27 protein-coding genes and 2 pseudogenes are annotated in these 26583 nt (G+C 42.7%); 6 read left to right on the top strand and 23 right to left on the bottom strand.

Features of this window, described 5'->3' with window-relative positions; all coding sequences use genetic code 11:
- Positions 1-9 precede the first annotated feature (9 nt).
- The 3 genes from CW734_RS09535 to gndA are packed head-to-tail and all read left to right on the top strand — an operon-like array spanning position 10 to position 2793.
- Positions 10-1383: a glucose-6-phosphate isomerase gene (locus CW734_RS09535; protein WP_101190292.1), complete on the top strand. Its 1374-nt coding sequence runs from the start codon at positions 10-12 to the stop codon at positions 1381-1383.
- Complete coding sequence (locus tag CW734_RS18895) at positions 1380-1634, top strand: NAD(P)-binding domain-containing protein (RefSeq protein WP_232787227.1); 255 nt, start codon at positions 1380-1382, stop codon at positions 1632-1634. The genes CW734_RS09535 and CW734_RS18895 overlap by 4 nt, the downstream gene beginning before the upstream one ends.
- Complete coding sequence (gene gndA, locus CW734_RS09530) at positions 1546-2793, top strand: NADP-dependent phosphogluconate dehydrogenase (RefSeq protein WP_232787226.1); 1248 nt, start codon at positions 1546-1548, stop codon at positions 2791-2793. The genes CW734_RS18895 and gndA overlap by 89 nt, the downstream gene beginning before the upstream one ends.
- A 448-nt stretch (positions 2794-3241) precedes the next feature.
- Here gndA and CW734_RS09525 read toward each other — a convergent pair whose 3' ends face one another.
- The 12 genes and pseudogenes from CW734_RS09525 to CW734_RS18875 form a co-directional block, all read right to left on the bottom strand.
- Positions 3242-4381 (bottom strand): zinc-dependent alcohol dehydrogenase, encoded by a 1140-nt coding sequence (locus CW734_RS09525; protein ID WP_101190291.1) that lies wholly within the window; start codon positions 4379-4381, stop codon positions 3242-3244.
- Between the two features lie 504 nt (positions 4382-4885).
- A complete protein-coding gene (locus CW734_RS09520; protein ID WP_101190290.1) occupies positions 4886-5404 on the bottom strand; it encodes a zinc metalloprotease in 519 nt (172 codons plus the stop codon).
- Positions 5405-5534: 130 nt separating this feature from the next.
- Positions 5535-5708, bottom strand: a complete 174-nt coding sequence (locus CW734_RS18890) for a DUF5363 domain-containing protein (RefSeq protein ID WP_232787225.1) — start codon at positions 5706-5708, stop codon at positions 5535-5537.
- Between the two features lie 251 nt (positions 5709-5959).
- Positions 5960-6346, bottom strand: a complete 387-nt coding sequence (locus CW734_RS09510) for an NUDIX hydrolase (RefSeq protein WP_232787224.1) — start codon at positions 6344-6346, stop codon at positions 5960-5962.
- 173 nt (positions 6347-6519) lie between these two features.
- On the bottom strand, positions 6520-6885 hold the full coding sequence (locus CW734_RS09505; RefSeq protein ID WP_101190289.1) for a hypothetical protein: 366 nt from the start codon (positions 6883-6885) through the stop codon (positions 6520-6522).
- Positions 6878-7231, bottom strand: a pseudogene (locus tag CW734_RS09500) (alpha/beta fold hydrolase); the annotation flags it as partial. The gene CW734_RS09505 and the pseudogene CW734_RS09500, both read right to left, overlap by 8 nt.
- Positions 7232-7518: 287 nt before the next feature.
- Positions 7519-7932, bottom strand: coding sequence for a hypothetical protein (locus tag CW734_RS09495; protein ID WP_101190287.1), 414 nt, complete (start codon positions 7930-7932; stop codon positions 7519-7521).
- Positions 7933-8510: 578 nt separating this feature from the next.
- Positions 8511-8765 (bottom strand): hypothetical protein, encoded by a 255-nt coding sequence (locus CW734_RS09485; protein WP_101190285.1) that lies wholly within the window; start codon positions 8763-8765, stop codon positions 8511-8513.
- On the bottom strand, positions 8765-9163 hold the full coding sequence (locus CW734_RS09480; protein WP_232787223.1) for a GNAT family N-acetyltransferase: 399 nt from the start codon (positions 9161-9163) through the stop codon (positions 8765-8767). The genes CW734_RS09485 and CW734_RS09480 overlap by 1 nt, the downstream gene beginning before the upstream one ends.
- 27 nt (positions 9164-9190) lie before the next feature.
- Positions 9191-9352: a GNAT family N-acetyltransferase gene (locus CW734_RS18885; protein WP_232787222.1), complete on the bottom strand. Its 162-nt coding sequence runs from the start codon at positions 9350-9352 to the stop codon at positions 9191-9193.
- Between the two features lie 283 nt (positions 9353-9635).
- Complete coding sequence (locus CW734_RS18880) at positions 9636-9890, bottom strand: GNAT family N-acetyltransferase (protein WP_269801512.1); 255 nt, start codon at positions 9888-9890, stop codon at positions 9636-9638.
- Positions 9891-9899: 9 nt separating this feature from the next.
- Complete coding sequence (locus CW734_RS18875; protein WP_232787221.1) at positions 9900-10073, bottom strand: hypothetical protein; 174 nt, start codon at positions 10071-10073, stop codon at positions 9900-9902.
- 217 nt (positions 10074-10290) lie between these two features.
- Between CW734_RS18875 and CW734_RS09470 the strand changes: the two genes are divergently transcribed.
- The 3 genes from CW734_RS09470 to CW734_RS09460 are packed head-to-tail and all read left to right on the top strand — an operon-like array spanning position 10291 to position 11859.
- Positions 10291-10935: a hypothetical protein gene (locus CW734_RS09470; protein WP_101190284.1), complete on the top strand. Its 645-nt coding sequence runs from the start codon at positions 10291-10293 to the stop codon at positions 10933-10935.
- A gap of 18 nt (positions 10936-10953) precedes the next feature.
- Positions 10954-11229: a hypothetical protein gene (locus CW734_RS09465; RefSeq protein WP_101190283.1), complete on the top strand. Its 276-nt coding sequence runs from the start codon at positions 10954-10956 to the stop codon at positions 11227-11229.
- A 24-nt stretch (positions 11230-11253) separates the two neighbouring features.
- A complete protein-coding gene (locus CW734_RS09460) occupies positions 11254-11859 on the top strand; it encodes an alpha/beta fold hydrolase (RefSeq protein WP_332871043.1) in 606 nt (201 codons plus the stop codon).
- 3367 nt (positions 11860-15226) lie between these two features.
- On the opposite strand, the pseudogene CW734_RS09435 reads toward CW734_RS09460, so the two are convergent.
- From CW734_RS09435 to CW734_RS09385, 11 genes and pseudogenes are all read right to left on the bottom strand, one after another.
- Positions 15227-16050: pseudogene (locus CW734_RS09435) on the bottom strand (MBL fold metallo-hydrolase).
- Between the two features lie 314 nt (positions 16051-16364).
- The gene (locus CW734_RS09430; RefSeq protein WP_101190279.1) at positions 16365-17189 is read right to left on the bottom strand and encodes an undecaprenyl-diphosphate phosphatase; all 825 of its coding nucleotides are present in this window, start codon (positions 17187-17189) and stop codon (positions 16365-16367) included.
- Between the two features lie 226 nt (positions 17190-17415).
- On the bottom strand, positions 17416-17547 hold the full coding sequence (locus CW734_RS19680) for a M4 family metallopeptidase (RefSeq protein WP_332871042.1): 132 nt from the start codon (positions 17545-17547) through the stop codon (positions 17416-17418).
- A gap of 8 nt (positions 17548-17555) precedes the next feature.
- Positions 17556-19112 (bottom strand): M4 family metallopeptidase, encoded by a 1557-nt coding sequence (locus CW734_RS09425; protein ID WP_332871041.1) that lies wholly within the window; start codon positions 19110-19112, stop codon positions 17556-17558.
- Between the two features lie 269 nt (positions 19113-19381).
- A complete protein-coding gene (locus CW734_RS09420) occupies positions 19382-19870 on the bottom strand; it encodes a hypothetical protein (RefSeq protein WP_101190278.1) in 489 nt (162 codons plus the stop codon).
- Between the two features lie 62 nt (positions 19871-19932).
- Positions 19933-20253, bottom strand: a complete 321-nt coding sequence (locus CW734_RS09415) for a hypothetical protein (protein WP_101190277.1) — start codon at positions 20251-20253, stop codon at positions 19933-19935.
- A 231-nt stretch (positions 20254-20484) separates the two neighbouring features.
- Positions 20485-21366 (bottom strand): LysR family transcriptional regulator, encoded by an 882-nt coding sequence (locus CW734_RS09410; RefSeq protein ID WP_145990598.1) that lies wholly within the window; start codon positions 21364-21366, stop codon positions 20485-20487.
- A 414-nt stretch (positions 21367-21780) separates the two neighbouring features.
- Positions 21781-22341, bottom strand: a complete 561-nt coding sequence (locus tag CW734_RS09400) for a M1 family aminopeptidase (protein WP_157824144.1) — start codon at positions 22339-22341, stop codon at positions 21781-21783.
- Between the two features lie 88 nt (positions 22342-22429).
- Complete coding sequence (locus tag CW734_RS09395) at positions 22430-23044, bottom strand: gluzincin family metallopeptidase (RefSeq protein WP_101190273.1); 615 nt, start codon at positions 23042-23044, stop codon at positions 22430-22432.
- Between the two features lie 85 nt (positions 23045-23129).
- Complete coding sequence (locus tag CW734_RS09390) at positions 23130-23786, bottom strand: NAD(P)H-binding protein (protein WP_101190272.1); 657 nt, start codon at positions 23784-23786, stop codon at positions 23130-23132.
- 25 nt (positions 23787-23811) lie between these two features.
- Positions 23812-26547: a tetratricopeptide repeat protein gene (locus CW734_RS09385; RefSeq protein ID WP_101190271.1), complete on the bottom strand. Its 2736-nt coding sequence runs from the start codon at positions 26545-26547 to the stop codon at positions 23812-23814.
- Between the last annotated feature and the right edge of the window lie 36 nt (positions 26548-26583).

Genomic DNA, 26583 nt, shown 5'->3' with positions numbered 1-26583 from the left:
AGAGATTACATGACCGTTTCATTTGATTTCACCAATGTATTATCGTTTATGACGAATAGCGAGTTTGAAAATATTAGCGAATTTGTCAAACAAGCGCATAACCAACTTCACCAGCAGACAGGACCGGGTTCTGACTACTTGGGGTGGATCGACTGGCCGATTAACTATGATAAAGAAGAGTTTCTCCAGGTGAAACTGGCTGCCGAAAGAATTCAGCAACAATCAGATGCGCTGATTGTGATTGGCATCGGCGGCTCTTATCTAGGTTCCAAGGCAGCAATAGAAGCCTTATCGCATACGTTCCATAACCAAGTTAAAGGAAATACGGAAGTTTATTTTGCCGGACATAACATTAGCCCAGCTTATATCACACATTTGCTTCAGATACTGGAAGGGAAAGACATTTCAATCAATGTGATCTCCAAGTCAGGCACGACCACTGAACCCGCTTTAGCATTCCGGATATTCCGCACCTTTCTGGAAAAAAAGTATGGAAAAAAAGAAGCCGGAAACCGAATTTATGTCACAACCGACCGGAGCAAAGGCGCGCTTCGGAATCTTGCAGTTGAAGAAGGATACGAAACATTTGTCATTCCTGATAATATCGGAGGACGATACTCCGTTTTGACTCCAGTCGGTTTACTTCCGATGGCTGTAGCCGGGCTTAATATCGACCAAGTGATGCAGGGGGCAAAAGCTGCTTACCACAAATACAACAATCCCGTACTAGCTACAAACGAAAGCTACCAATATGCTGCAGGAAGGAATATTTTTTATAATAAAGGAAAATCGATTGAACTGTTTGTAAGCTACGAGCCTGGCCTGCTATCTACAGCAGAATGGTGGAAACAACTTTTCGGGGAAAGTGAAGGGAAAGATGAAAAAGGACTCTTCCCCGCTTCTGTCAATTTCTCCACTGATTTACATTCAATGGGGCAGTATGTGCAGGAAGGGCGCCGTCTATTCTTTGAAACAGTTTTGCAAGTGAAGAAACCTTCCCTCGATCTTGTCATACAAGAAGATCCAGCCAATATGGATGGGTTGAACTTCTTAGCAGGAAAAACGATGGATGAAGTGAACAAAAAAGCGGCACTTGGAACTTCCCTTGCTCATGTCGATGGAGGTGTGCCGAATCTGGTCATTGAGCTAGACGAACTCAATGAATTCACCTTTGGCGAAATGATTTATTTCTTCGAAAAGGCCTGCGCGATCAGCGGCACTTTACTCGGTGTCAATCCATTTGACCAACCAGGAGTAGAGGCATATAAAACCAATATGTTTGCATTGCTTGGCAAAGAAGGATTTGAAAAAGAAAGAGAAAAGCTGGAAAATCGGCTGTTGCCGTCTGGCAACTCACAAAACGATGAGGTGAAAATACAATGAAGCAGCAAATTGGAGTCATCGGTTTAGGGGTAATGGGAAAAAACTTAGCCCTGAACATGGAGAGTAAAGGTTATTCTGTATCTGTCTATGATTATTGGACAGACCGAATCGACGAATTAGCTGAAAAAGAAGCACAAGGAAAAAAGATTTTGGGAGCATACAGTGTTGAAGAGTTTGTCCTTTCATTGGAACCCCCCCCGCAAAATCTTGTTGATGGTGAAATCTGGAGACACGACGGATTCGGTCATTGAATCCCTCCTTCCCCACCTTCAATCAGGGGACATTCTAATAGACGGAGGAAATTCGTTTTTTGAAGACACGAATAGGCGAACAGCAAAATTACAAGAAGCAGGCTTGCACTTTCTAGGCGCCGGAATTTCCGGCGGAGAAGAAGGTGCCCGCAACGGTCCTTCCATCATGCCCGGTGGACCGAAAGAAGCATATGAACAAGTCAAACCTATTCTGGAAGCAATTTCGGCAAAAGTAGATGACACTCCTTGCAGTGCCTATATGGGTCCTGATGGAGCTGGCCATTATGTAAAAATGGTTCATAATGGCATTGAATACGGCGATATGCAATTGATATCCGAAGCCTATTTCATCATGAAACACGCGCTTGGCCTTTCTGTCCTAGAAATGTCCACTATATTCTCGGATTGGAACAAAGGGGAGCTTGACAGTTACCTTGTCGAAATTACCGCGGATATTTTGAACAAGCGGGATGAAGATACCGGGAAGCCGCTTGTTGATCAGATTTTGGATGTGGCCGGACAGAAAGGGACTGGGAAATGGACAAGCCAAAACGCGTTGGATTTAGGTGTTTCCCTTCCAATCGTCACAGAGTCCGTTTTCGCAAGGTTTATTTCCTCGGTCAAGGAAGAACGGGTCGCGGCAAGCAAAATTCTGCAAGGCCCTGAACCGAAAAAACAGGCAGGCGACTCCCAAGAAATGATTGAAGCCATCCGCAAAGCCTTATACATGAGTAAGATTTGCTCGTATGCCCAAGGTTTTGCCCAAATGCGTGCGGCATCTGAAGAGTATGGCTGGAATATTCCTTACGGGGACGTTGCCATGATCTTCCGTGGAGGATGCATCATCCGGGCGCAATTCCTGCAAAAGATCAAAGAAGCATTTGACGGCAATCCCGAACTGCCTAACTTATTAATTGATCCATATTTCCAGGAGATTATAGGGGAGTATCAGCATTCTCTACGAAAAGTGCTGACGCTGGCCATTCAGCAAGGAATTCCGGCGCCCGCTTTTTCAAGCGCATTGGCTTACTATGACAGCTATCGCTCTGAGACATTGCCAGCCAATTTAATCCAGGCACAGCGGGATTACTTTGGTGCCCATACGTACCAGCGTGTAGACAAAGAAGGTTTCTTCCACACCGAGTGGCAAGTAAAATAACCAGAAACAATAAGTATGTAGAAGCTTGTTAGAACATCACGTAATCAGACTGAAAGGCCTGTTGGAAAAAGAAAGTTTTCCAGCGGGCTTTTTTGAATACATTGCAGCCTCCATGCTCATTGACGCCTTCTCCAATAGATTTTAATTGTCGATAAACAATTATCTGGAATCTGGAACCTTCAGGAAAATCATCTTTTTATGTTTGAAACTTTAACTCTATGAAAAAATTCTACCGTTAAAAGGGGCGGAATCCCTAAAAGAACCAATCTGCTAAAGGGTATGCTATTTTGATTATTTTTAAGTTGATAAACTACCGCAGATCTAAAATGATAGCACTCGCTCGATGCATTCCTACAGGAGCAAGCGAACCGGTAAATTCGGCAAAAAAACAAACGCCCCTAAACATTTGGGGCGTTTGTTCGTATAAAATCTCCATTTATTTATGGGGTTACGGTTTTAGGATGACTTTCGTGCAATCATCCGTATGGTCATTGAAAATCTTATAAGCATCGCTTGCTTTTTCAAGCGGCATTATATGGGAAATGATTTCACGCGGATCAAATTCACCGTTTTCAATTTTTTCGTACAGCATCGGCATCAAATGAATAACCGGTGCCTGTCCCATCTTCATCGTCACGTTGCGTTCGAATATATTGCCGAGTGGGAACATATTGTACGTAAGACCGTAGATACCGGTCAGCTGGATAACGCCGAATTTGCTGACGGCATCTTTTGCAATATCGATGGCACTAAGTGTTCCGCCCTGCAGCTTCAGTTTCTGCTGGACTGCTTCAGCCGTGGATTTTTTGCCGTCCATCCCTACACAGTCAATAACGACACGCGCACCGCCGCTTGTAATTTCATGAATGTATGCACCCATATTGTCATACTGGTTGAAATCGAATACCTCTACGTTATTCATCTTTTTCGCCAGATTCATGCGATATGGAACTTCGTCAACTGCAATCACGCGTTTGGCGCCTTTCATCCAGGCAAATTTCTGTGTCATTAAGCCAATCGGTCCACAACCCAGTACCACGACCGTATCGCCCTGTTTTACTCCTGCATTCTCCACGCTCCACCAAGCGGTTGGCAGAACATCTGACAAGAAAAGCAACGACTCGTCTTCAAGTTCTGAGGATTCCGGAATGACGTACGGCATGAAGTTGCCATAAGGAACCCGCAAGTACTCTGCCTGACCGCCCGAGTAACTACCGTAGCGTTCAGTAAATCCGAAGTAGCCACCCGTATCAAAGTGAGGGTTGCCGTTTGAGTTGTCGCACTGGCTTTCCAGATCATGGTTGCAATAGAAGCATTGCCCACAGCTGACATTGAACGGCAGTACAATCCGGTCGCCTTTTTTCACCTTGGTGACTTCTGGTCCTACCTCTTCTACGATTCCCATCGGTTCATGGCCGATGACATAATCTTTTCTGGCAGGTAAAGCTCCTTGATAAATATGTAAATCGGATCCACAAATCGCGGTTGAAGTAATTTTTACAATGATATCGTCCTTTTTTTCAAGTTCAGGATCTTTCACGTTTTTCACTTTCATGTCCTTCACGCCTTGGAAAGTTACGGCTTTCATCTTTATCCCTCCATTTCATCTTACTACAGTCTCCTTTCCCTTTCTCTATTTAAATAAACGTATTAATCAGGATACAGTGATTTACTCTCGGCTTCTCACAACACCATGCGTACCCTTCGGCACACGGTGGTTCATTTAAGACGCATAATCAGTTTCTATCAATTTCTTCTGCATTTTCAAAAGTTTTTTTATATGGGGCATTTAACTTCCTATATACAATTCAATGCGTTTCTCCTAATTATAATCAATCCAGAATTAGTTAACTATACAACAACGAAAATAGAACCGTTCGTAAAAGTACACCTTTGCGAACACATCAATACAACAAATAATGAAAAAAAATAACGTTCGTAAATGTGCAGAAACACTTTACGAACGTTCGGCAAATTGTAGCCACTATTGCGAACTATTTCAAGCTTATCAAGGAAGAAGTATCGTTTTAAAGACTAGTGAGCGAATATATTCCTTCCACTTGCTGGATCATTAAAAATATGATATTAAGAATTAATGAGCAGCCAATTTATTAAGTACTAAACTCTCGATTTTTCTATTCGCTTTCACTAAATTCAAAATCTGCAATCCATCACTTGGACCGCCACCTAAAAAGCGCGGATAAGTCCACGGAATTAATGACGTGATAAAGAGAATAAAGTTTACTCCTGCGCTATTGATGATGATATTTCCCTCTACTCCGTAAACAAAATGAGAGGCAATGAATAATGCCACAAAACCGAGCAATGACGCGATTGGCCCGCCGATGTAGAAGAAGAGTTTTTGTTTGTATGTAAACGCTGGATACTCTTTTGGAATGGAATACTCACAATAGCCAGATATGGCGACAGTCAGGTAACAGGTAATTCTTCCAAAAGATAGCCTTAGCTTATTCGCTTTGCTGGATGAACCCAGAAACACTTCGGCTTTGGAATTTTTGCTCGCCGTGACTGTTGCAACAGCATGTCCCATTTCATGTATAAATAAAGAACAGCTCACAACGAGTAAGACTATAATTATTTCAAGCAACATCAAATTAAATTCCCCGTTTCTATATTTATGCTTTTACAGCATTTTTTCTCGATCTGGCTCATTTGAAAAGACGTCTTCATCCATATCAAATCCTTCTGGCCGCCAACTGCTTTCAGGCAATTGACTTTCCTCAAACAATGTTCGGAGATAGCTGTGTGGCATGATAAAACGCATCTCCAGCCATTTGAAAAATGCCAAAAGTGTTTTCTGAAGTAATCTCCCAGTTTGCGTAGCCCAATTCATTGGAAAACTGGTCGTATTTTTCGAAAATCCACTTATGCAATACTTTCCACAATCGGTTCATCTCATCACTTCCCGACTTTACTGAACACGTAGAGAGCTTATCAGACCCATGTAAGACGGCAATCAGACGACATTAAAAAAGCCCCCAATTAACCTAACGATTCCCCTGACCGCCATAAAGAGGATTCTGAAGGGTAGAAATAGCAGTTCCGGGATCCAAAATAAGATTACCTCAAAAAAATCACTCTTATTCGTATTCTTCTTTTTCTGCTTGTTCATTGGTACAGTCCCCTTTCAATTTTACTTGCACCCTTATTTGTTTAGAAACGACTTGGCCATATAATAAGCGCTGGCTGTAAATAACTGAGTTTCGATAGTCCGATTCAGTATCAAATCGTCAAACTCTTCGAAATCGAACAGTTTAACATCGATTTTTTCGGTATCATCTAATTGCTGATTGCTCGTTTTGAATGCATCGGTGATAAGGTATGTAGAAATTTTATTGTTTTGAACGGCCGGATTCACCATATGTTCTCCGAGCAATATCGGGTTTTCGTTTGAAGTAAATCCGGTCTCCTCAAGAACTTCCCTTAGAATTCCTTCCTCATTAGTTTCGTTTTCTTCAAGCTTTCCAGCAGGAATTTCTAAATAAAAACCTCTTGTCCCGTGCCTGTATTGCTTTACAAGTACGAGTTGCATTCTCTGTAAGGACTACGGCATTCACCCAATCCGCATACTCGTTTACGTAAAAGTTATCAATGATAATTCCGTTTGGCAGCCTACATTGCTCTTTCCTCAAATTTCCGAATGTATTTTATATAAATATTCTGTAGAGAGCGTCGCCCATGTTTTCATCTTTGAATCCCCGCTCATTATGGTAGAGATACTATTAATTTATCAGGTCTATTTTTGCGGCTGATCCACTGCGAGATTTTTGGCTCAACACTTCCGGTTTCTCCCAATAGATATCGTGGGAAGTATCTTTCACTTCTTCCACAGAGAGCTAAGTACTGTTTGAGTCTCGCAGTTTCACTTTCACGATGGGAATTAAACTCCTGCGGCAAAGTGCTTCTAAGCAGCAAAACCGGTACTTCGACAGCACTTAAAGTATCAATGCTTGGCTCATTGAAATGTTGTTTCACATAATATCCGGCATGTTCACTCGTTAAAATCAACTTAATGGCATCAGGTTCTGTTTTCATACTCGGTTTCATCATTTCAATCAATCGTTCAGCCAAGCCTTCCTCGGCCCTCTTCCTCGAACTGAACCCAGGATGCAAAGGTGTAATTTTCACAATGCTCTTTTGCAAATCGAATCTCTTCAGTGATTGAACTACCCGGAATACTGCTTGAGCGTATATAACCGCCATCCAAGAGAACAACCGATTGAACTGAGAAAATTTTGGCAAACGCCAACGCTATATTTCCGCCTATAGAATGTCCAATTACATGAAGATCTTTAATATCAAGTTGTTCCATTGCTTCCTTTACCCACCTAGCCAAAGATGCCGCTGAAAAGGATTCTTCTGCTTGTTCAGCTGTTGATGAACCATGGCCAGGCAAATCTAATGCGATGATTCTGAATTCTGGAGAAAGTGGTTGGCTAGTTCAGTAAAGCTTGCTGCCGAACTCCCAGGCCGTGAAGAAAAGAAGCGTTATTTGGCTCGCATTCCCCATGAGCGCAGGCCTATCTGTAATCCAGTTTCAAATTTAATGATTTCCTTTTCATAAGATACCTCTTTTATACATACTTATTTTACCATTTAATGTTTTAAATACAGTACTAAAATCATAATTATTAAATAACTCGAGCTATTAATGAGCATGCAAAAAGAAGCTTCTCATCATCAGCTTCTTTTACGTTCTATATTTCATTTACTCAGTATGCTTTTCAACTCTTTTGTTTGTTCTTGATCTAGAGTATAGAACTCTTGCTTTTCTTCTCCTACCACTGCGTTTTCTCTATTGGACAAAACGGCACTGCCATCATCCATATACCATATGTACCGCCAAAGTTCAGAAGCATTTTCTTGCGGTTTATCCAATGTAAGAACGAGATCCGCGACTGGCGCTAACTCTTTGGGCGGTTCTATTTTCTCTTCCATTTCAATAATCGCCCGCAACTCAGATATTGTTTCTGAATCCGTGAAACCTGTATTAAACTCCGCTCCCGTCGTGCCTTCATCGTTAAAAGGAGTACCTACACGAACTATTTCCTCTTCAGAACATCCTATTACCATCATCACTGGAAGACATGCAACGAGTAATACTAGAAACTTCCTCATCCAAGTTCACCTCTTAACTATTATTACGATTCTTCACTCCGGGTTGTTATAATTAGATTAAATCAATAGCAGATTACTTGATGCTAGGAGCCATAATATGATAAAAGCTTTCTCGAACGATTTTCAGTGCGGTTATTTCTGCCCCGCTTTACGTAATGTTGATGTTCTTGTGGCAGCTCCTCATTATGAATGAACAGGAGCTGTTGTCTGATACCACATTATTTAAAGTGTTATGGTCAACTTACGTATTTATTTTCCCGGCATTTTTTGTGCTGGGTATTCCGATGTCGTATTTAGTGGACTTCCTGATGCGGTTCGTACCGTCCAGTAATTGGATCATCGCCTATTGCTGCAAGCTTGTCTTATATGTTTTGTTTACAAGCCTCGTATTCTTCGTGATGTTCCGGGTCTTTATACTTTCTGATGTTGAATTGGTAAACACGAGCCTAGTCCCTGCGTTAATTGGATTTCACGTTCTGTTTATGGTGCGGAAAGAATACCGAATGAGGCATTCGTAAAATTCGCTAAAGAGACTGCTGATAAAGCAGTCTTTTCTTATGAACAAAAATCTTGTTAGTTTAAGGTGTACTCCAAAACAATGTAGAGATAAATGGAATAATGACAGCTAAAAGAAGAACCAATGAATTTCCAACTAAGCCCACTACTCTGAGCGATCTGTTCTTGGCAAAGAGTGCTGCCACGATTCCGATTAGCGGCAGAGCAACAGCTACAATCATAGCTGAATTAGAGAATAGATTTTCATTAAAGAACCAAACTGTATAAACAGCCAAAGAAATCAAAAACGCTGCAACCGAGATTGTGCCTGAGTTCATTATTGTCTACCTCCTCTGGTCAAAGAATCAAATTCACTTTTTAAAATGGAAAAGATTTTGGTATCTCGAAATTCTCCCTTGATGCGTTCATTCTTTCTCAAAACGCCTTCAAAGGCCATGTCGGCTTTTAGCATGACTTTTTCAAATCCAATATTGTCTACATCGCAGCCGCCTTCGATCCGGTTCAACTGAAGCACGCCAAAACCGTAGCTTAGGACTTCCTTTAACGCTTCTGTGGCGATTCCCGCTCCCCAAAATCCACGATTTAACACGTAGCCTATCTCTGCTTTTTGATGTTCATTTGACCACCCAACCAACGAACAGGTCCCGATGACTTTCTCGCTATCTTTATAAACAATCGCCCATACACCGCTTTGGCCATCTTTGTATCCGTCCACAGTCGGCTGCAGGAAGTTGGATAGGGTTTATTCTTTGGAATCGTTCTTCTCCCAGGTCATGCGATGCGCCACTTCGGGGTCGGAAGAGAATTCGAACACATCATCTAGGTCGTGTTGCGTTACTTTTCTTAGTAGAAGACGCTCCGTTTCGAATGATGGCATGTCTTTTAAGTGGTTTTCAATTTTCATGGTGAACCTCCTTTCGTTACATACTTTGAAAACTTTTATATGTTTAGTTGGGAAATGTGAAACCATTCCTTATTTTGTCAGTATAACCATATAGATATAAATATATTGAGGAGCGAATAATTATGGAGTCTTTTGAATTTCTTAACTGGGGAGATATGATTTTCACCTTTGTATTTTTTATGGTATTGCTCATTGTAATCCGATTTTTCGTTAAAAAGAAGCCGATCTTAATTTTAGTAGGATTGATAGAGTGTGGGAGGATCAGCATTTCTTTCACGCTTTTTCATTTTATACTCAAGCTCATGCTGACAGTCTTTGTTGTAAAACCCATATTCTCATACATATGCACGGCTGGATTTTCAGCTTTTGCGCTTAACCGGACTTCTGTATATCCGTCCTCTTGAAAATGCTCGATGACCGCATTCATCAAACGTTTTGAATGTCCTTTGCCACGATATGGTTGTCGGATATACAGTTCGTAGATAAACCCGTTCGGCTTTTCGGTAAACTGGTCTTTGTCGTGCCTACTAGTACCCAGCCAAGGATTTTATCTTGTTCTTCCGCAATAAAATAAAATCCACCTTTTCCAATAGAGGCTGAACCAAACTTTCGACTTTTCATTTGAAGGCATCACTTCACCCAAAGTCCCATCGTAAATAGCTTGTGGCGATAAGGTTAAAATAGCGTTCAAGTCGCTGTGATCCGCTTTTCGGATGTTCATTTTGGTGACATCTCCTTTAATGGGGCTATATTTGTTACACGATTTTATCTTTTTTCACACTCGTATATTGGAAAACAGCTAAAAACATCGAGAGTTTTGCGTCGAATAGTCATCCTGTTTTATGAATGAAATTCGTATGACGTAAAATTACTTATCTGGATAAAAAATGTATGTTCTTTATACTATAATACATTAGCGATTAATTGGAGGAGATACAATGAAGAAATTTGCCATAGGATTAGGAATCTCATCCGTCTTGCTGGTGGCAGGATGCAGTGATTCTGAAGGCTCGGCTAATATTGGTGGTAATGAAAGTGAAACAACGCCTGAGGAATCCACAACTGAGGTCACGGCTGAGGAAGAGACTCCTGAACAAGAAGATGCGCAACTGGAATCTCCTTATCAAGAGATCAAGGAGCATTTCGACAGTTACGAACTGCCTGAGGAAGGTCGTTTGGCGGACAGTGAATTTGTGAATGCGGTTGAATACGAAAATGGCTATACCTTCGATCAAGACACGAAAGCCATGGTGGCCCGAATTCATTCGGAGTCTGGCCCCGCTGAACCAACGGATGGCCAAAATACGGGTGTCGTTATGGGCTGGCTTCAAGATGCTTCGGCAATACCGACGCCTGAGAATCGGACAAAAGGCAATGCCGCAGGACAAGTCGACCCTATCCTTAACAGGCTCCAGCAGATCAAAGAACTGAATGACTTTGAACCCTTAGAACAATGGGTTATCGAGACGGAAAACAGCCTTATGAACTTCGATGAGATCGAAACCGAACAAGAAAGAGCCGAGGTCTATGCAGATACCTATGAAAGGCTTGAGAAGATGAGCTCACTGATACAGGAACCTTGAGGAATAAGGAGGAATTACATGATTTTGATTTTAGCTGCCTATATCGCTATTTTAAGTTTTGCAGTCCATAAGTTTGCAGGAAAAAACAGGGAGAAGTGGATCAATGCCGGGTTTCTTACCGCTTTTGTCCTTCCTTTGGTTGTCTTCTTTCTCCTTCTTAACATTCTAGGCACTTTAACAGGAGCTGGAATGGGTTCCGCTGCTGCAGGATTGTTATTTGGAGCCGCCACATGCATCACTGGGTTCGTCTTTTTGTACATTGGGTACACTATGAAACCAGCAGGAAATCATTAATTTATAAAAGTATTGAAGATCAAAATGAAAGCAGAATGGAAGGATAGAATGCCTACTATCGAAATAAATAATGCGACATTATATTACGAAGTTAAAGGCGCTGGTGAAACGCTTCTTTTTACACACGGTGCTTCATGGGACCTTCAACAATGGAAACCTCAAGTGGAAGAGCTATCAAAATCCTTTAAAGTTATTACGTGGGATGTGCGTGGCCATGGGAAATCCTCATTGCCAAAAGGAAAAGTAGACTCCGAAGATTTTGTTAAAGATTTAGTAGGTTTATTGGAGCACTTAGGAGTAAAGCAAGCGCATCTTTGTGGGTTATCTATGGGTGGCCATATTTCGCTTCAAACTGCGGTCAGGTACCCCAAGCTGGTGAAATCCCTCATTTTAATTGGTACTCCCTACACCAATTCATATAATTGGATTGAAAAAGTGTTTGTACCTATAAATAGATGGTCAAATAAATTTATACCTATGTACATGATGGCTAGCATTCAAGCAAAAACTCTTTCAAAATTTAATCACAATAATAAGCAATATATTAAAGAAACCGTTAGTTCGATCCCTTTAAACTACTGGATACGTATATGGGACTCGGTTTCAAAATGGAAAGCGGAGAGGATTTAAGTAAAATAAATTGTCCTACTCTCATTCTCCAAGGTGACCATGACAATATGACTGAAAGACAACAGAAAGAAATGGCTTACCGTATTCCTCACTCTAAAATGATTTATATAAAAATGCGCACCATGCAACAAATCTCGACAATCCTAAAGATGTAAACTATGAGATTATGAAGCATTTGTCAGCCTTATCAGTACAACACTAGAGATTAGAAGAGCTCTTTTAGAAATTACAAAATCCGTGTTTCATTACCGTCTATCAGTTTAATGTGGATACTGAATGACGTCCCTGAGTCGATATGGTTGGGAACGTTCGACAAGTCGAGTAATTCTTCTAGATGAATATGCTTTTGACTATTGGGCGCCAAAGTAATCGTGTATGGACCCGCCAAGTTCATAAGCGACTCCATCCGCACGTATTTTCTTCCATAAATAACGAATCGATAAATTCCAATTCCACTGTCACAGCCTCATCACTGCGATTATGTAATACCAGATTACATTCGGCGTCCATGGAATCATCCATCGTGACAAAGTCGCACTGGCCATTTCCGTCATAAGAGATAGCTGAAATGCCATTTGCTAGTGTTTCCTGGTATGCCACAACCAATAGATTCGGTAAAACATATAGACAATGACGACTGCGAACACTATCCGAAATCGATATTTTCCAGGCTATTGAACAAGAAAATGATAGCGCCAATAAACATGATAGACCCAATGATTCCCAACAAATTATATCCTTCTTGATCTTGAATGGGAAACGACATAAAGACAAATTGAGCCTCTTTATCGCTGTATTTGAAAACGGAAAAATAAGTACATGCAAATAGCGAATATAATAAACGAACCCACGAATGCCGCTTTATTTTAATCATGGTTTTCCTCTCTTCTAGTCGTAGTCATCTTCCTTTGGATGTATCTTTTCCTAGAATAATAGTACGCGTCAAGTTGAGCATATTGTCTTGAACCTGCTCCGTATTTCTTTTCCGCTCAATTAAATAACCAATGTGGTAAACGAAGCCATCATGGTAGGAATAAAATTCGTTTGCGGCGGTACCGACGACATTCAACTGTTCTTCCTCTGCATCATATTCATAGTATCGGTACAATAAAGCACTATTTGTTGTCAGCACTTGCTGGAAAATAAAATCATCTCCGCTCAGCTCTTGTTTTCAAATCGATTTCCAACCGAATCAGTTGCTTCTGCAACTTCATAATTCTCAACCGGATTTTTCCATTTCAGTTACAGAGATAATAAAAACTCATCTACAATGCCCTCTTCCGATTTCCCGAGGTAGCTTAACTGGACTTGATGAGTCACTTTTCCGGTTCGGTCTTCGGAAGTGACTACATACGCATTTTCCTCATTTACTTCAAAAGGTATTAAATCAGAATCGATCCCTTTTCGAGCAGGTGATGTTCACCTAAAATCGAAGGAGGCAATTGATGTGCTTCTGCAGGTTTATAAAACTCCACATGTTCTCTCATTCAACCCGTCATAAGCATTGAAATTTTCGCTGAACGCCAGCCCAGTCCCCTCTACTTCTTCTAATCCGTCCGGAGCACTAGAACAGCCACTACATAGGAAGATACTCATCATTATCGACATAACAGGTACAGAATGGTTTCATCATTTGCGTTTTAGCCTCCCCAATATGGCTTCCAAAACAGTTCCACTTCTGCGATAACATGATGGCGTGAATTGCGTTAAATCCTGAGGCCACATCAATCGGTGTAGCTTCATCATTTACAAAACCTCAATGATTTCGTGATCTTCATCGAGGGTTAATTTATAGATGGTTTGTTCAGATCAGTTCTCCCTTCTTCAGCCACATTCAAATTCATTTTCATCGTTTTCCTTCTTCTTCAATATCGGCGGCTATTATCTCGTCAAACTGATAAACAACATAAGCACTATCTTCTCCTCCGTTGATAAGCTGGAGCGGGGCCGCGGGATCAATTAGGTTCTGCAGTTCTTCCTGAGACAATTTCAGTTCACTGAAACTGAGTACAGTATAGGTAAGCTGCAATAAAAACTCATTTCATCAGTTATGAAAATCTAATGAAATGAGTTTGCAGCTTAATGCTTCAGTTCTTGATGACAGACTCTAGAAGACCCGGAATGCCGTACATAGGAGCATCAATATTTTGGAGATACATGCCAAGCCCCACAACTAAAATGATGATAACAATAGATAAGATCAACTTCATGCTTTCTCGAGACACCCGGCCTTCGCTCCTAAATAGACTGCAACTAAAATTGAACTTGTTAGAGGAATTCGTTTACTATTTTAGCTATTAATAGAATACCACTAGTATTTGGAAAGTAAATATTTATTAGAAAATATTTCATTACTAGTTACAATGATCTTCATGAAAAGCCTGAATTGAGTCTAAATGACTTGTTTCTATCTTTACATCGATTGATATAGAAAAGTTTCACCAATGACCTTGAGCATTTAATCACCAAAAGAAAATCCAAATAAAGTAATCAAAAATAGCGCGAGTAAAATGACGCTAACAATCGTGGTCACCCAAGGTACGATGAGGCTTCTGCCGGATTCTTTTACTATGCCGCTTATTCCAAAAGCAGTCCGAGAGGTGCGGTAACAAATGAATACAAAATAATCGTTAAAGCCCTAAGCCATTGATGAACAACATGTTTACGATCGAGATGATTTGAATGATGAGAATCAAAAGCATGGCAAAAGAGATTTTGCCCATGTTCGTTCTTGGCACAGAATCCCTCCTTTTAAGCAAATCCGTACAGAAATCAAGTGAATTTTGCGGTGATGGCAATTTAGCCATTTCTTTTAAAATTCATGTTAATACTTATTAAGGTGTTGAATTTCAGTGAAACCCCTGCCTCTTCCAGTAAATTCATGATAAGTTCTCTCGATATACTCGAAGGCATAATAAACCGATAACGCTTATTGTCATCTAAAATAAACAACAATGTCCCGTTGTCCTGCAAAATGAATGAGAAGTGGGTTTTCATTTACTTCAACGCTCTTGATATCAACTATATTGAGTTGAAAATTATTTTATGCTTTAGTAGTTCTAGTTGATCGTTTTGAACTGCCTGGTCAATCTTGTTTTCGCTGCGCTTAGCTGATTTTTGTAAATCATATCACGCAACATGTAAATCAACCCGAATAGGGAAAACAAACGTCATTGTCCTCATCAGATTTATAGTCAATTTTAAAGAAGAAAAGCTTCCCTTCTTTAATAAACACTTTATAGCTCTTATCGAATGTAAAAGTACTTGGTTTCTTTAGATAAAATGACTGATGCATTTGGTGCTCCTTTTTTATTTGGTTTATTCTAATGTCCGGTTTATTAAATTAGATAAAACACAAGTACGGACATCAGGTCTTGAACAGCACTCCATTTAATGCATCTACATATCTTTTCGCCGAGTTTTGTACGGCTTCCCGCGCATCGTTCACTACGATTCGGTGAAATGCATCATCACGCGATCAAAGCGGATTTCATTAAACTGTGCCGCCATTCTTTCGACAGTGGACGCAGGCAACGGAATGAAGTTCGGGTAGCTATACATAAAACTGACCCACTGGCGGTCTGCTACAACGCGGACGATATCGCCTGTCAATAACACGCCTTTGCCGGCACTTCCATCTTTCCATTCCAGGATAGCTGCACCTTTGAAATGGCCACCGATCCGGTGCAGCGTGAACCCTTCTGCAACTTCGAGCGTTTCGCCTGACCAAAAGATAATGCGATCGCTTGTTCTCGTCACCCATTGCTTGTCATCTTCGTGAATATAGATTACCGCATCGAAGGTTTCAGCCCATTCCACTTGGGTTGAATAATAATGCGGATGGGACAAGGCGATGGCATCGATTCCTCCCAGAGCTTTAATTTTTTCAATAGTTGGAGCGTCGAGATATGTTAAACAATCCCACAGGATATTGAAGTTCTCCCCTTGAACCAAATACGCCGTTTGACCAATCGCAAAACTTGGTACAGTCCTTATGCTTGAGAGCCCTTTCTCTTCTGACAGAATTTCATTGCTATAAGTATTGGATGCGACCATCTCTTCCAAAGTCGTCCAACTTTGCCCTTTTACGCTGACGTATTGCCGCTCCTCGGTGCAGATTAAACAATGCTCAGGTGCTGCGCCAGCACTTTCGGTTTGTACGCCGCATGTATTGCAAATAAACTTGTTCATGTTCTCCATCCTTCCTATTCCAGTTATCTAGTTAAAATTAGTATATCCTAAAATTTTCAATTTAAATTCATTTATAGGTCTGGTTTTTCTATTTATTTGCAACTTCGACTTCGAATCAAAATAGAAAATACTAGCCGTAATCTTATGAATTGCCGTGTGAAAAAGCAGGTTTGTCTGGGAGCTTGTTTTGCTTAAAAAAAAAAAAAAAAAAGAAAAAAAAAAAAAAAAAAGAATCTCATAAGAAATTCTTTTTCGTTACTGGTTCTATCTATATTTAACTACATCTATTTATTCCCATGCCATTGCACTGTTGGTCAAAGAAACACAATGAATGCCAAAACGCTGGCGAGCACAATACGGTAAATGGCAAAGGGCACCAGCTTGATGTGTGAGATTAATTTCAAGAAAAACTTGATGGAAATCAATGCAAATACAAAAGCAGTGGCAAATCCTGCAGCATAGAAGCTGAGATGATCGAATGATATGGCTTCCCAATTTTTCACGAGCGAGACGATTGATGCCCCGAGCATGATCGGGACGGCCATGATAAATGTGAAATCAGCCGCGGTTCTATGGTCCAGCCCGAGCAGCACGCCGCCTGAAATGGTCGAGCCTGAGCGAGAGAAACCCGGCCACAGGGAGAAGCATTGAACGGTGCCTACGGTTAAGGCTTTAAGGTAACTGATTTCATCCAATGAATTGATCGACGGGTTTTTGGGTCCGAATTTATCGGCGATGATCATGAAAAATGCTCCTATGACCAAACCGATCAACACGGTTTCAATGCTGAATAGATGCTCATCGATGAAGTCTTCAAACATCAAGCCGAAAACCCCAGCTGGAATGATGCCGATCAAGACGTGCAAGATATTGAATGTCGTGGGCGTATCTTGCTTTAGTTTGTATAAGCCGACAAGGCTCAGCATGCGTTTCCAAAAGACGAAGACGACCGCGAGTATAGATCCGAGCTGAATGACGATTTTGAAGGTATTAGCTGACGGCCCGCCTAAAAACCCTTCGGTGTTGAGCCATAAATCATCAAAAATGATCATATGCCCTGTTGATGAGATGGGTGCAAACTCGGTTAGGCCTTCCACTATTCCTAGCACCAATGCTTTCAATATTTCGATGATCTCCATAGTTGCTCCTTCTAAACGTAGTAGACTGACAATATGAAGACGCTCATTTTTTAAAATTGGTTCCGCACAAAGTTCTCATTTTAAATTTATTTTTCTTCAGTCCAATTGGTTCTCGATTTCTTGCATAAACGACTGCTCCAGCACCTTTCTCAACTAATTTCTCTGAAAACCAAAACCCGCGAGTCGTCTGTCTATTAAGACAAACAACTCGCGGGTTTAAAAATCCTTATTCGTTAATGCCTACATCGTCAAATCCTTTAGCCGTCGCTTTTTCTTCTGCGCTGCCTTCTCCGTAGATGTCAGCCGCTGACTGGACAATGAGTTTGCGGGCTTCGCTGAAGTTGGAAGTTGGCGTCAAGTAGACCGTCAATGCGCGGTAGAAAATCTGGCCAAGTTTTCCTTGCCGATCTCTTCGCCGATCAAGTAAGCTGCGTGGTTGGTAATGGATGAATTGATATGGACGCCGCCGTTATCCAAATTTATTGGCAAGTCATAGAATTCATCCATATGGGATGGGTAATTGCCTTCCCCGTCGCCATACGGTACGTAATCTTCATTAACCGGGTATTTGCTTGGGTCGCTCAAGCTACGCAACGACACTCTACCGTCTTCTTTGGCATCAGGGCCCATGATGTCTTCCCCGACTTCCCAATCGTCTTCATCGACCAAAGCGCCGAAAATATCCGCAAAGGATTCATTCAACGCACCGGATTCAAAGCGGTACTGGAGATTCGCTGAATTGGAGATCACGCCGTGCGTCATTTCATGTGCTGCGACGTCCAAGCCGGCTGACAATGGCACCATGAACGAGCCATCGCCGTCGCCGTAAGTCATATGGCGACCATTCCAGAATGCGTTATTATAGTTTTCGCCGTAATGCACATAGGAAATGATCGCCATGCCGTTGTCGTCGAGCGAGTTGCGGTCGTGTTCATCATGGAAATATTCATACACTTGCTCCGAGTTATAATGCGCGTCTACAGCTGGGCGCAAGTATTCATCTTTCCACGAGGCACTCTGATTCGTGAAAATTTCACCATCGTTGGCATCGAAAGTATAGATGCCTTCCAAGCCTTCATGCGACTCATCGGACAAGCTGAAAGTCGTGCCTCCCTTGGCTTCTTTGCTCTTCGTTGTGTGAATCTTGCGTTGCTCGCCGAGTACACCTGTTCCGACAGACTGATGGATGTCTTCTGCATGCATGATCGCGTTGTACTGATCGATCACTTTACCGCTTTTCGCATCCACAAAGACAAACCAGTTGCCGGGCTTGTCCCCGAGGAAGTTGACGTTGACCTTATAAGCCAGATGGTTTTCACCGTCAAACGGATAGACGACGACTTCCGATTCAGGCGCATACTCGAGCTCTTCTGGAGCGTCAACTGCGCCTTTCGCTGTTTGAACGGCCTTGACGACGCTCACAGTCGGCGTTGTGTCAACGTTGCTGGCGGACGCTTCAGGGAAATGGCCGCCGTTAACGGAAACCAATTCGTCCTGTTCGTTGTAATGAACGACTACTTCCGCCCCTTCCACCGGGACGCCGTTGACTGCTTGGTTAAAGCGGACATGCGTCATGCCGAGTGCATCCTTTTCAATCTCTTTTTGCTTTAAGTTTTTCTTGGGATTTTTCAGTCCGGTCTTGTTCTCGTTTTCCGCTAGGTAATCAAGCGCATTTGACGCATTGCTTGAAGCCCGCTTCTCAGCGATTTTCTCTTTGACGAATACAGGGACATTGGCATTTTCATTCCATGTTTTATCTGAAGCTCCATTCCCCTGTTGGCCATTTGCTAATGTGGTGCTGGCTGTGAACGAACTTGCGACGAGAGCAGATGATAAAATGACAGGTACAATATATTTTTCTTCAAATTTTTCCTCCTCGACTTTGATAAAATTTAGTATACCGAAGTAAATTTGGACAAGCAATAAGATTACAGATTATTTGGTATATTTGAAAAATACTACCTAGCAATTTTGAAGAGCCTCTACCCTTTTACACAAAGGAAAATATTGGATTTATCAAAACAGCTCTATGCAGGATGAAAGGCATATGTATAAATGGAAAAGGAAACGCTGAATGTATCAGCATTTCCTCTTATTTGTGTGGACTTATTGAGAGTTTCATTTGCCATCCTCGTTTTATAAGTACTACTTTATAGCGAACTCAATTCTTCAACGCACTTCCACGACTTCGTCTAAAGGCAGTTCCAAGGCGCGCAGGCATAAGTCTTTCTTGAGCGTTTCCAAGGTTTCTGCTTCCTCCTGTGTGAGCAGGCAGTCCCTTTCTTTTTCACCAAGTCGTAAAACACAGCAGGCAGGAAATCTTTTTCAAACTGACTTCCACTTCTTCTCCTGTGGCCCGCGAAAAGATGAATGCATAGGAACTTTTCGTGTAAGGATCGAACCTGGCAGCGGGATAGTCTGGATCTACGAAGTATTTTCCGCGCGTTTCGGCTCTTGTGATGAATTCGAAGGCATCTCGGAATCCCGCGCCCCTGTCCTGCTTGGATGGATAGTTCTTGCCGCTCGGGCACATCCATGCCGTAGAGCGCCTCGAATGCGGCTTCAGCCATGCGGTAAGCGACGCCAACCGACGCCATTTCCTTGGCTCCGTGGTATTTTCGGATATCATCAAAAGCGATGTGGACCAATTCCTGTTCATCGTAGATTTGAATAGCTGTCATTTCCAATACCTCCTGCAATGAATGATGTGTATATAAGACTTTTCCGAATTCCTTATTCTAGCTCAATCAAATTCCTGCTTTTTCTTTTTGTTCAGCCAATAGGCGAATACAGCAGCGGCTACCATAACGGCAAGTGTCGTCTTATTTACCTTTCCTGCTTGTTCATCAATTTCTTCTTTGATAAGAACGTTCGTCTCTTGCCCGGTATTCGCAGACTTCAAATCACTTGAAGTAAAGAGCCACTCCAGCAGGTCCGCTGCTTCACCAGGGTTCTGCGCAGTTTCACGGCTTTCAATTTCAATCCTTGTATCCTGCAGCATTTCAGCAGTGGCTGTGCTGGAAAGCGACAAGCCAACAATCAACAAGAAGAGGAATTTTTTCATCTGCTCGCCCCATTTCTCCAGTGGAACTCAGCACCTTTTAAAAGACCCTGGCATAAGCCGAGGTTTCTCTATTGCTGTGCCACTTCAATCTACCACCACTGAGAACCGTTATCAACTAGGTGATTGATACTCATAACTGATTTTTCCCTTTTCGACCGTATGCTGCGGCTAGCTGCATTATTGTTTGTGATGGCACCATAAACATTTCTTATAATAGAAAAACTCCCCTCATTAAAATGAAGAGAGCTTTTCCGAAATGTGATCGCAATAGGCTTGTTCTGCTTCGGTTAATTGTTGTTCCGTATCAATGATGAGCCCGTTTTGCCGGACAATGCGCAGCCCTTTGACGGAACGGTAAACCAAGGAAGCGTCCGTTGAATCGAGCGCTTTTAGCGGAAGAAAGGAAACCGAATCACTTTGCCTCAGCGCTTTTTTGATGATCTTGAAATCGGTCATCTGCATATAGAAAGCCTCGACGCCTTTCGCTTCGAGCGCCTGCTGGATGAGTGTTTGCATATGCCTGCTTTGTGTCTGCAACACCGCTGCATGTTTGAGGTCTTTGGCATAGATCACTTTTCGGGTCGCCAAAGGATGGCTCGCGGAGAAGACCAACTGGAATTCTTCCTCAAACAAGCCTTGAATGTCATACGATTGGTGTAATTTCGCATCTGCAGGATAAATCGGCATGACAGCGAACTTGGCTTTCTTGGCCATTAACTGCCCACGCAATTCCGTATAGCAACGGCCGTTGATTTCAAAAGGGCAGGCCTTGCAGCAAGCCGCGTGGACATCGAATAATTCTTCGTAATAATTTTCGGCAATGTGGTTGCTCATATAAATGGCAACTGGCTTTTGGGCGGCAGGCGTGGCCATGAGTTGCTGCGTCGCCTCAAACAAGTCGAGCAGCTGCCTGGCTTGTTTTTGTAAGAGAATGCCGCGCTCTGTCAGCTCAATGTGCTGCTTTTTGCGGATGATGAGTTTCACGCCGTAGTATTCTTCCAAATAGCGGATGTGCTGGCTGACGGAAGGCTGCGAGCAATACAGCTGTTTCGCCGCCTCGGTATAGGACCCGCATTCAGCCAGCACTTGAAAGGTATGTAATTTCCCCAGCACAGCATTCACCCCTTTAACTGATAATAACTCTCAATTAATCATACCATAAAAATCCCGCTCTCCTGTTCGAAAGTAAGATTTGCAGCAGCTGCATTCATTTATTGAAAGCTTCAAAGCCCGAACCTTCGACGCTTTCGAGGGCATCATTGGATTGGTTGTCTTGCTTTGGATAATGGACGATTGCTTCATGTATCCCTCACATCCTCCGCTCCTTTTTATTAAACGGCTGCGGCATAAACAAAAAGACGGAGAACCCGCTCAATTTCAGCTAAGTTCCCATCTGCAAAAGCATGATTATCTTATTGAAGCCAACTATCCAAAAATGCCTGCTGGTCCCCTTCAAAATATGTCTCAAAGAACTCCTGAATTGTTGTTTCGTCACCCGCTGAAATTGAAACTCTTCGTAATAATCCGCTAGAAACTCCAGCGCGGCCTCGTTTCCGCCCCGTTCATCGAAAAGTCTTTCAGCAATAAAGGGACTTTGCCATAGACGGTCGCATAATAGGCCGGGGTGTCAAATTCATCAAGCGCCAAATCAGCATAGGTTTCCGTTTCGTAAGATTCTTCATAGGCTTTTGCATTTTGAAAACCGCCGTCCTCATCACCGTAATAGTCGTTAAGAAACAAGCCGGTACTAAACTCGGTCAAACTCTCATCAAGCCAAGCGTTTTCGTATGGATCATTAGCGACCAAATAGTAAAACCATTGATGGGCAATTTCGTGTACTAAGATCGAATCAAGTAATTCTTCATCCATCGGCACTTCCACAATGTTCGGATATTCCATATAGCCGTCATTCGCAATCAAATCCAGTTCAGCAAACGGATAATCGCCGATGTTTTCTTCGAAATAAGCAAATGCTTCGACTGACAGTTCAGCCGTCTCCTCCAGGATTTCCGACTCACCTGGCACAAACACACGCAACTCCGTATTTCCAGAGGTGCGTTCTGCGACTTGCCAATCGGTTGGATCCAAAACGCCGCATAAAATCCCTTGATGGCTTCTCCAGTTAAGGTTCCAGATGAACTGGCCTCTGCCAGACCGTCTGGTGCAGAAGTGGCGATCAGGTAATCCTCTGGCAATTGATAAGTGACCGTATAATCGCCGTACCCCGTTTCATAGGATTCTCCTTTAGGATCATAGTCATTGACTTGCCAGCCCCGTCATATTCAGCAAGCATCGGATACCAATGGGCTAAGTAATAATTGTTTTCCACCCGCGCCAAGCGCATGCCGTTTTCAGGTAAGGTGAGTGTGTATTCAATCGTGACAGCTTGTTGCTCGCCTGGTGTTAAATCGGATTCCAGTTCGATGAATAAACCACCGCCATTCAATTCATATCGCAATTCATCTTCACTCGAAGTGATTGAATTCACTTGCAGGTTTGTTGATTCGACCGAATAACCTTTAGTCATATTTTTATTCATAGCGTTGGGGACAAGGTGGAAGGCGATGTCTGCCCAACTTTCCTGTGAGTTGTTTGTAATTAGGATGTCTGCAGAAACCTGGAAAACTCCTGCTTCTTTCATATCGAGGTCAATGTTGTAGCTAGTGTTGCTTTGTGGAATGCTGGCATTTCCCGCCTGCTCACTCGGTTCCTCTGAATAATATTGAATAACCAAATAAATGAAAACTGCAATGAAGAACAGAAAAGCCGAGAACCCGATGTTCCTTTTCACTAGCACACCTCCTTCACTCAACAAGAAGTTGAATAATTATATTCATTTGCGGTATTTACCACTCCTCCTTTTTGAATAGTTCTATTCAATCAAATTTTAAAGACGCGCGTTCGCGTATGGCTGTCCCTATCAATGGTTCATTTTCATCTTGTGTTCGTTTTGCTGAGTTGATCATCGCCATAGCCAATTCTTCAGTGGGAAGCGGCTGTTGTGAACGAAACAATCCTGCTTTATTCATGAATTGAATGGCTTTTAAGCCCAGCACTTCGAAGGTGCGGTCGCTTCCCTTCCTCATCAAGATCGGCGGCTTGATGATGGTTAACTTCGGAAAGCCTAACTCTTTAACCGCTTCCTCCAACTGCCCCTTCATCTTCGAATAAAAGCTGCGGGCTTTTGGCGAGGCAAATTCAGCCGATACCAATACATACCGGTCGACTCCATTTTCTCTTGCGGCTTTCGCAAATTCATATTGATAGCCATAATCGACTTTCCATTGTGCCTCTTTGCTTCCTGCGGCTTTAATTGTCGTGCCCAAGCAGGAAAACAACACATCCCCTTTGACCAAGTCGCGCCATGTATCCGGCTGGTCAAAATCGATGACATGGACTGTTAATTTATCATGCTGATTATCCAGTGGACGCCTTACGAATACATCGACTCTTTCAAATGAATCATCTTTCATCAATTGCTCTACAAGGTCTTTTCCTGTCGCTCCTGTTGCACCGATTACTAATGCGTTCATAATGGGCCTCCTTTATTGTCTCTACTCATTTTAGTTTTTTCTCCAGCATCTGTGTTCGCTCAACCGCCTCTTTTAATCCTGGTGCGCGTTCAAGCATTTGTTTGTAAGGGGCTGACGCTTTGTTGTAATGCGCTTCTGCCAGATCCGCTTGGCCAGAAACTGCATAGACATCCGCTAATTGTTCGTGGGTCTTGCCAATGCTGTTATGCGAATAGATATAATCAGGTGTTTTTTCCATCACTTCAGCGCTTAGCGTTAACGATTCACTGAGGCTTGCGATCGCTTCTTCCACATGGCCTTGCTTCATATACAGCTTGCCCCTTTCGCGATAGGCAGAAGCGAGCCGATTGCGCGAGCCGCCTTGCTTAGGCGACAGCTCGATGGCCTTTTCGAATGCTTCGACGGCTTCATGGAATGATGCGTGAGCTTCGGAGAATAAGTTCAATTCGATTTGAAGATTCATATAATCGACTGCTGCATGGCCTTTTTTCTCCAACGCATCGATGAAATCAGGTGATTGTTCAAGTACTGCATCATAAATAGCCAAAGCACGAACAAAACTTTGAATTTTTTTTGCTGGTTCGTCTACTGCTGAATACTGCTCTGCAAGACGTTTATGGGCAAGTCCCATATTAGCTGTGATGCGGATGCTGTCTTGAATGTCTTCTGACCGGAGCGCCCGCTCATAATATTCAATCGCTTTCATATAGTACTCTTCGGCAGTTTTCTCGGCATCGATCTCAGCAAGCTCGCCTAGTTTTTCGTACGCCAACGCCGTCAATGCATCGATACTGGAAACGTCAGCGAGGCGATCTGTTGCCTGTTCGCCCGCTTGGATAGCGTGCCGGTAATTTTCCATTGCTTCCTCATAACGGGCGAAACGGATATTTAATTTCCCGAGCCGCACCGACTGCATCATTACGACTGTAAAATATGCTTCGTCTTTATTGCCGTGAAAATCCGTAATGTAGTTCTTCCCTTCGTGTAACTGGCGATAAGCTGTATCGTAATGACTCAACTGTATGCTGATTTCAGCTAAGTCGATAGAGCAACGGGCGAGCGATTTGGCGTTGTCCGGGTTCGCTTGCACCTTTTTATATTTGTCGAGGGCGGCCTCGTATCGGGAGACCCCTTGCTCGTAATTGCCTTGGAGCAAATACGTTTCACCGAATAGCTGATGAATGGCTCCCTGCAATTTTTCATGTCCATCCTCTGTTAAAGCCATTTGCAATTTCCCGTAATGGGCAGACAGCCACTGGAAATGGCCGCTATTTTTTAAGTGCTTCCCTATTGCGAGGAACCAGGACAAAAAATCATCTGTCGTAAGTGCGAGTTTGCCATGGTAAAACGCCTCTTCAAAATACAGTTGCTTAAATTGGCCGCTTGTTTTGGTTAATTTTTTATCATAATAAGCAAAGAGCACGGCATGCACTTGCTGGCATAGATCGGCATCTTGCTCGTGAACTTGTTCTTGCAGACTGGTGCGCATCATTACGTGCATTTGCCATTGCTGTTCGTTTTCTTTTGTAATGAAGGAAAAGCGGAACAACTCGGTGTACGCGGTATGCGGGAAGCCGGTATGGAATTCGGTCACCAAATGGCGGAACAGCTCAATCGTCCAATGCCTCGTAAACGACAACACTTTCAAGGTCTCTTTTTCAGGCAGCTCTAAATAAACGAGAAAACGGTCCAAGATTTTCTGTGGTGTTCTCGAAAATTCATGCAGTTGCGGTTCATGTGTTTCTTCCAATAGATTATACGTATCGACCATGAGATCAAGGTAATATGGAAGGCCGTGGCTCGCTTCAATGATTACCTTACGGATTTCTTCGGAATGGATGCCGCAAGATTGCAGGAACTTGTCGGAATCCATTGGCGACAAGGCACCGATCAAATGCTGTTCCAAATACAGTTCATCGTCCCAGGCCGGATTTGTTTTGGCCCATTGTATCTTTTCGCGTCCACAGATGACCCATAGCACTTCAGGCAATTGCAGCACCAATTCCTGCACCCACGCGTCTTTATCGTAAAATGACCCTTGCTGTCTCGATTTCTCCCATAGGGCTTCATATGTATCAATAAAAATGACCGCGCCCGCTTGCTTGCTAGCAAGATGCGCCCTCAAATCGGCTGCCCAATAAGCCGGCAGCCGCTCTTCTATTTCATGCGGCAATAAATCCTGCAGCTGTTCGAGAATTGCTTTTCCGTTGCCCATCCACCATTGCAGGATTTCTTTATATTTCGCAATGCCGCTGATGAACTTCAAGGTCTTCGGGAACCATTGTGCAACCGGGACATTCTCCAATTGATGGATGACTTCGCCGATAAAACTGCCTTCTTCCAAGAATGGAAGCGCCTCGTCTTTTGCCTTCATGCTGACTTGCGGATTGAGTTTTTTCCAGTAGATGATATACGCAAGGTCAAAACTAGTGAATTTGATGTGATGTTGTTTTTTCAGCTCTTCCCGCAGCCAGATCATGGCTTCGCTTGGCGTGCGGTGCTTTTCTTCCTTAAAATCCAAGATGGTTTTGACGATAAACGGATCACGCAATTCGAGCTTCCGGTCCAATTCACGAAGCAGCCTGGACTTGCCGATACCGCCGACTCCGTAATACGTCAGCACTTTATAACGTTCTTGTATCTTCTCATCCACCGCATCCATAAATGCTTTAGTCGGTTCCTCGCGGTCGGTAAATTCCCGCATCGCAGAATGTTTTTGGTTCTCTGGTGCATGTAATGAAAATCTCGGGCGCAGTTCCATCGAGTTCCCTGCTTTCTGAATGGTCTATTGGTATGT

Origin of the sequence: Planococcus sp. MB-3u-03, assembly GCF_002833405.1 — a bacterium.
Lineage (GTDB): Bacteria > Bacillota > Bacilli > Bacillales_A > Planococcaceae > Planococcus.
The sequence above is the reverse complement of the archived record's forward strand: the minus strand, read 5'-3'. Positions and strand labels throughout refer to the sequence as shown.

Coding starts and splice junctions, on each gene's coding strand:
- CW734_RS09510 (WP_232787224.1), bottom strand. CDS start 6,346: ATGCAACTCGTACTTGTAAAGCAATACAGGCACGGGACAAGAGGTTTT.
- CW734_RS09415 (WP_101190277.1), bottom strand. CDS start 20,253: ATGAAAAAATTCCTCTTCTTGTTGATTGTTGGCTTGTCGCTTTCCAGC.
- CW734_RS18895 (WP_232787227.1), top strand. CDS start 1,380: ATGAAGCAGCAAATTGGAGTCATCGGTTTAGGGGTAATGGGAAAAAAC.
- CW734_RS09525 (WP_101190291.1), bottom strand. CDS start 4,381: ATGAAAGCCGTAACTTTCCAAGGCGTGAAGGACATGAAAGTGAAAAAC.
- CW734_RS09390 (WP_101190272.1), bottom strand. CDS start 23,786: ATGAACGCATTAGTAATCGGTGCAACAGGAGCGACAGGAAAAGACCTT.
- CW734_RS09535 (WP_101190292.1), top strand. CDS start 10: ATGACCGTTTCATTTGATTTCACCAATGTATTATCGTTTATGACGAAT.
- CW734_RS09495 (WP_101190287.1), bottom strand. CDS start 7,932: ATGAGGAAGTTTCTAGTATTACTCGTTGCATGTCTTCCAGTGATGATG.
- CW734_RS18890 (WP_232787225.1), bottom strand. CDS start 5,708: ATGAACCGATTGTGGAAAGTATTGCATAAGTGGATTTTCGAAAAATAC.
- CW734_RS09460 (WP_332871043.1), top strand. CDS start 11,254: ATGAAAGCAGAATGGAAGGATAGAATGCCTACTATCGAAATAAATAAT.
- CW734_RS09470 (WP_101190284.1), top strand. CDS start 10,291: ATGAAGAAATTTGCCATAGGATTAGGAATCTCATCCGTCTTGCTGGTG.
- CW734_RS09385 (WP_101190271.1), bottom strand. CDS start 26,547: ATGGAACTGCGCCCGAGATTTTCATTACATGCACCAGAGAACCAAAAA.
- CW734_RS09520 (WP_101190290.1), bottom strand. CDS start 5,404: ATGTTGCTTGAAATAATTATAGTCTTACTCGTTGTGAGCTGTTCTTTA.
- CW734_RS09485 (WP_101190285.1), bottom strand. CDS start 8,765: ATGAACTCAGGCACAATCTCGGTTGCAGCGTTTTTGATTTCTTTGGCT.
- CW734_RS09465 (WP_101190283.1), top strand. CDS start 10,954: ATGATTTTGATTTTAGCTGCCTATATCGCTATTTTAAGTTTTGCAGTC.
- CW734_RS18875 (WP_232787221.1), bottom strand. CDS start 10,073: ATGAACATCCGAAAAGCGGATCACAGCGACTTGAACGCTATTTTAACC.
- CW734_RS09430 (WP_101190279.1), bottom strand. CDS start 17,189: ATGGAGATCATCGAAATATTGAAAGCATTGGTGCTAGGAATAGTGGAA.
- CW734_RS09420 (WP_101190278.1), bottom strand. CDS start 19,870: ATGACAGCTATTCAAATCTACGATGAACAGGAATTGGTCCACATCGCT.
- CW734_RS18885 (WP_232787222.1), bottom strand. CDS start 9,352: ATGAAAATTGAAAACCACTTAAAAGACATGCCATCATTCGAAACGGAG.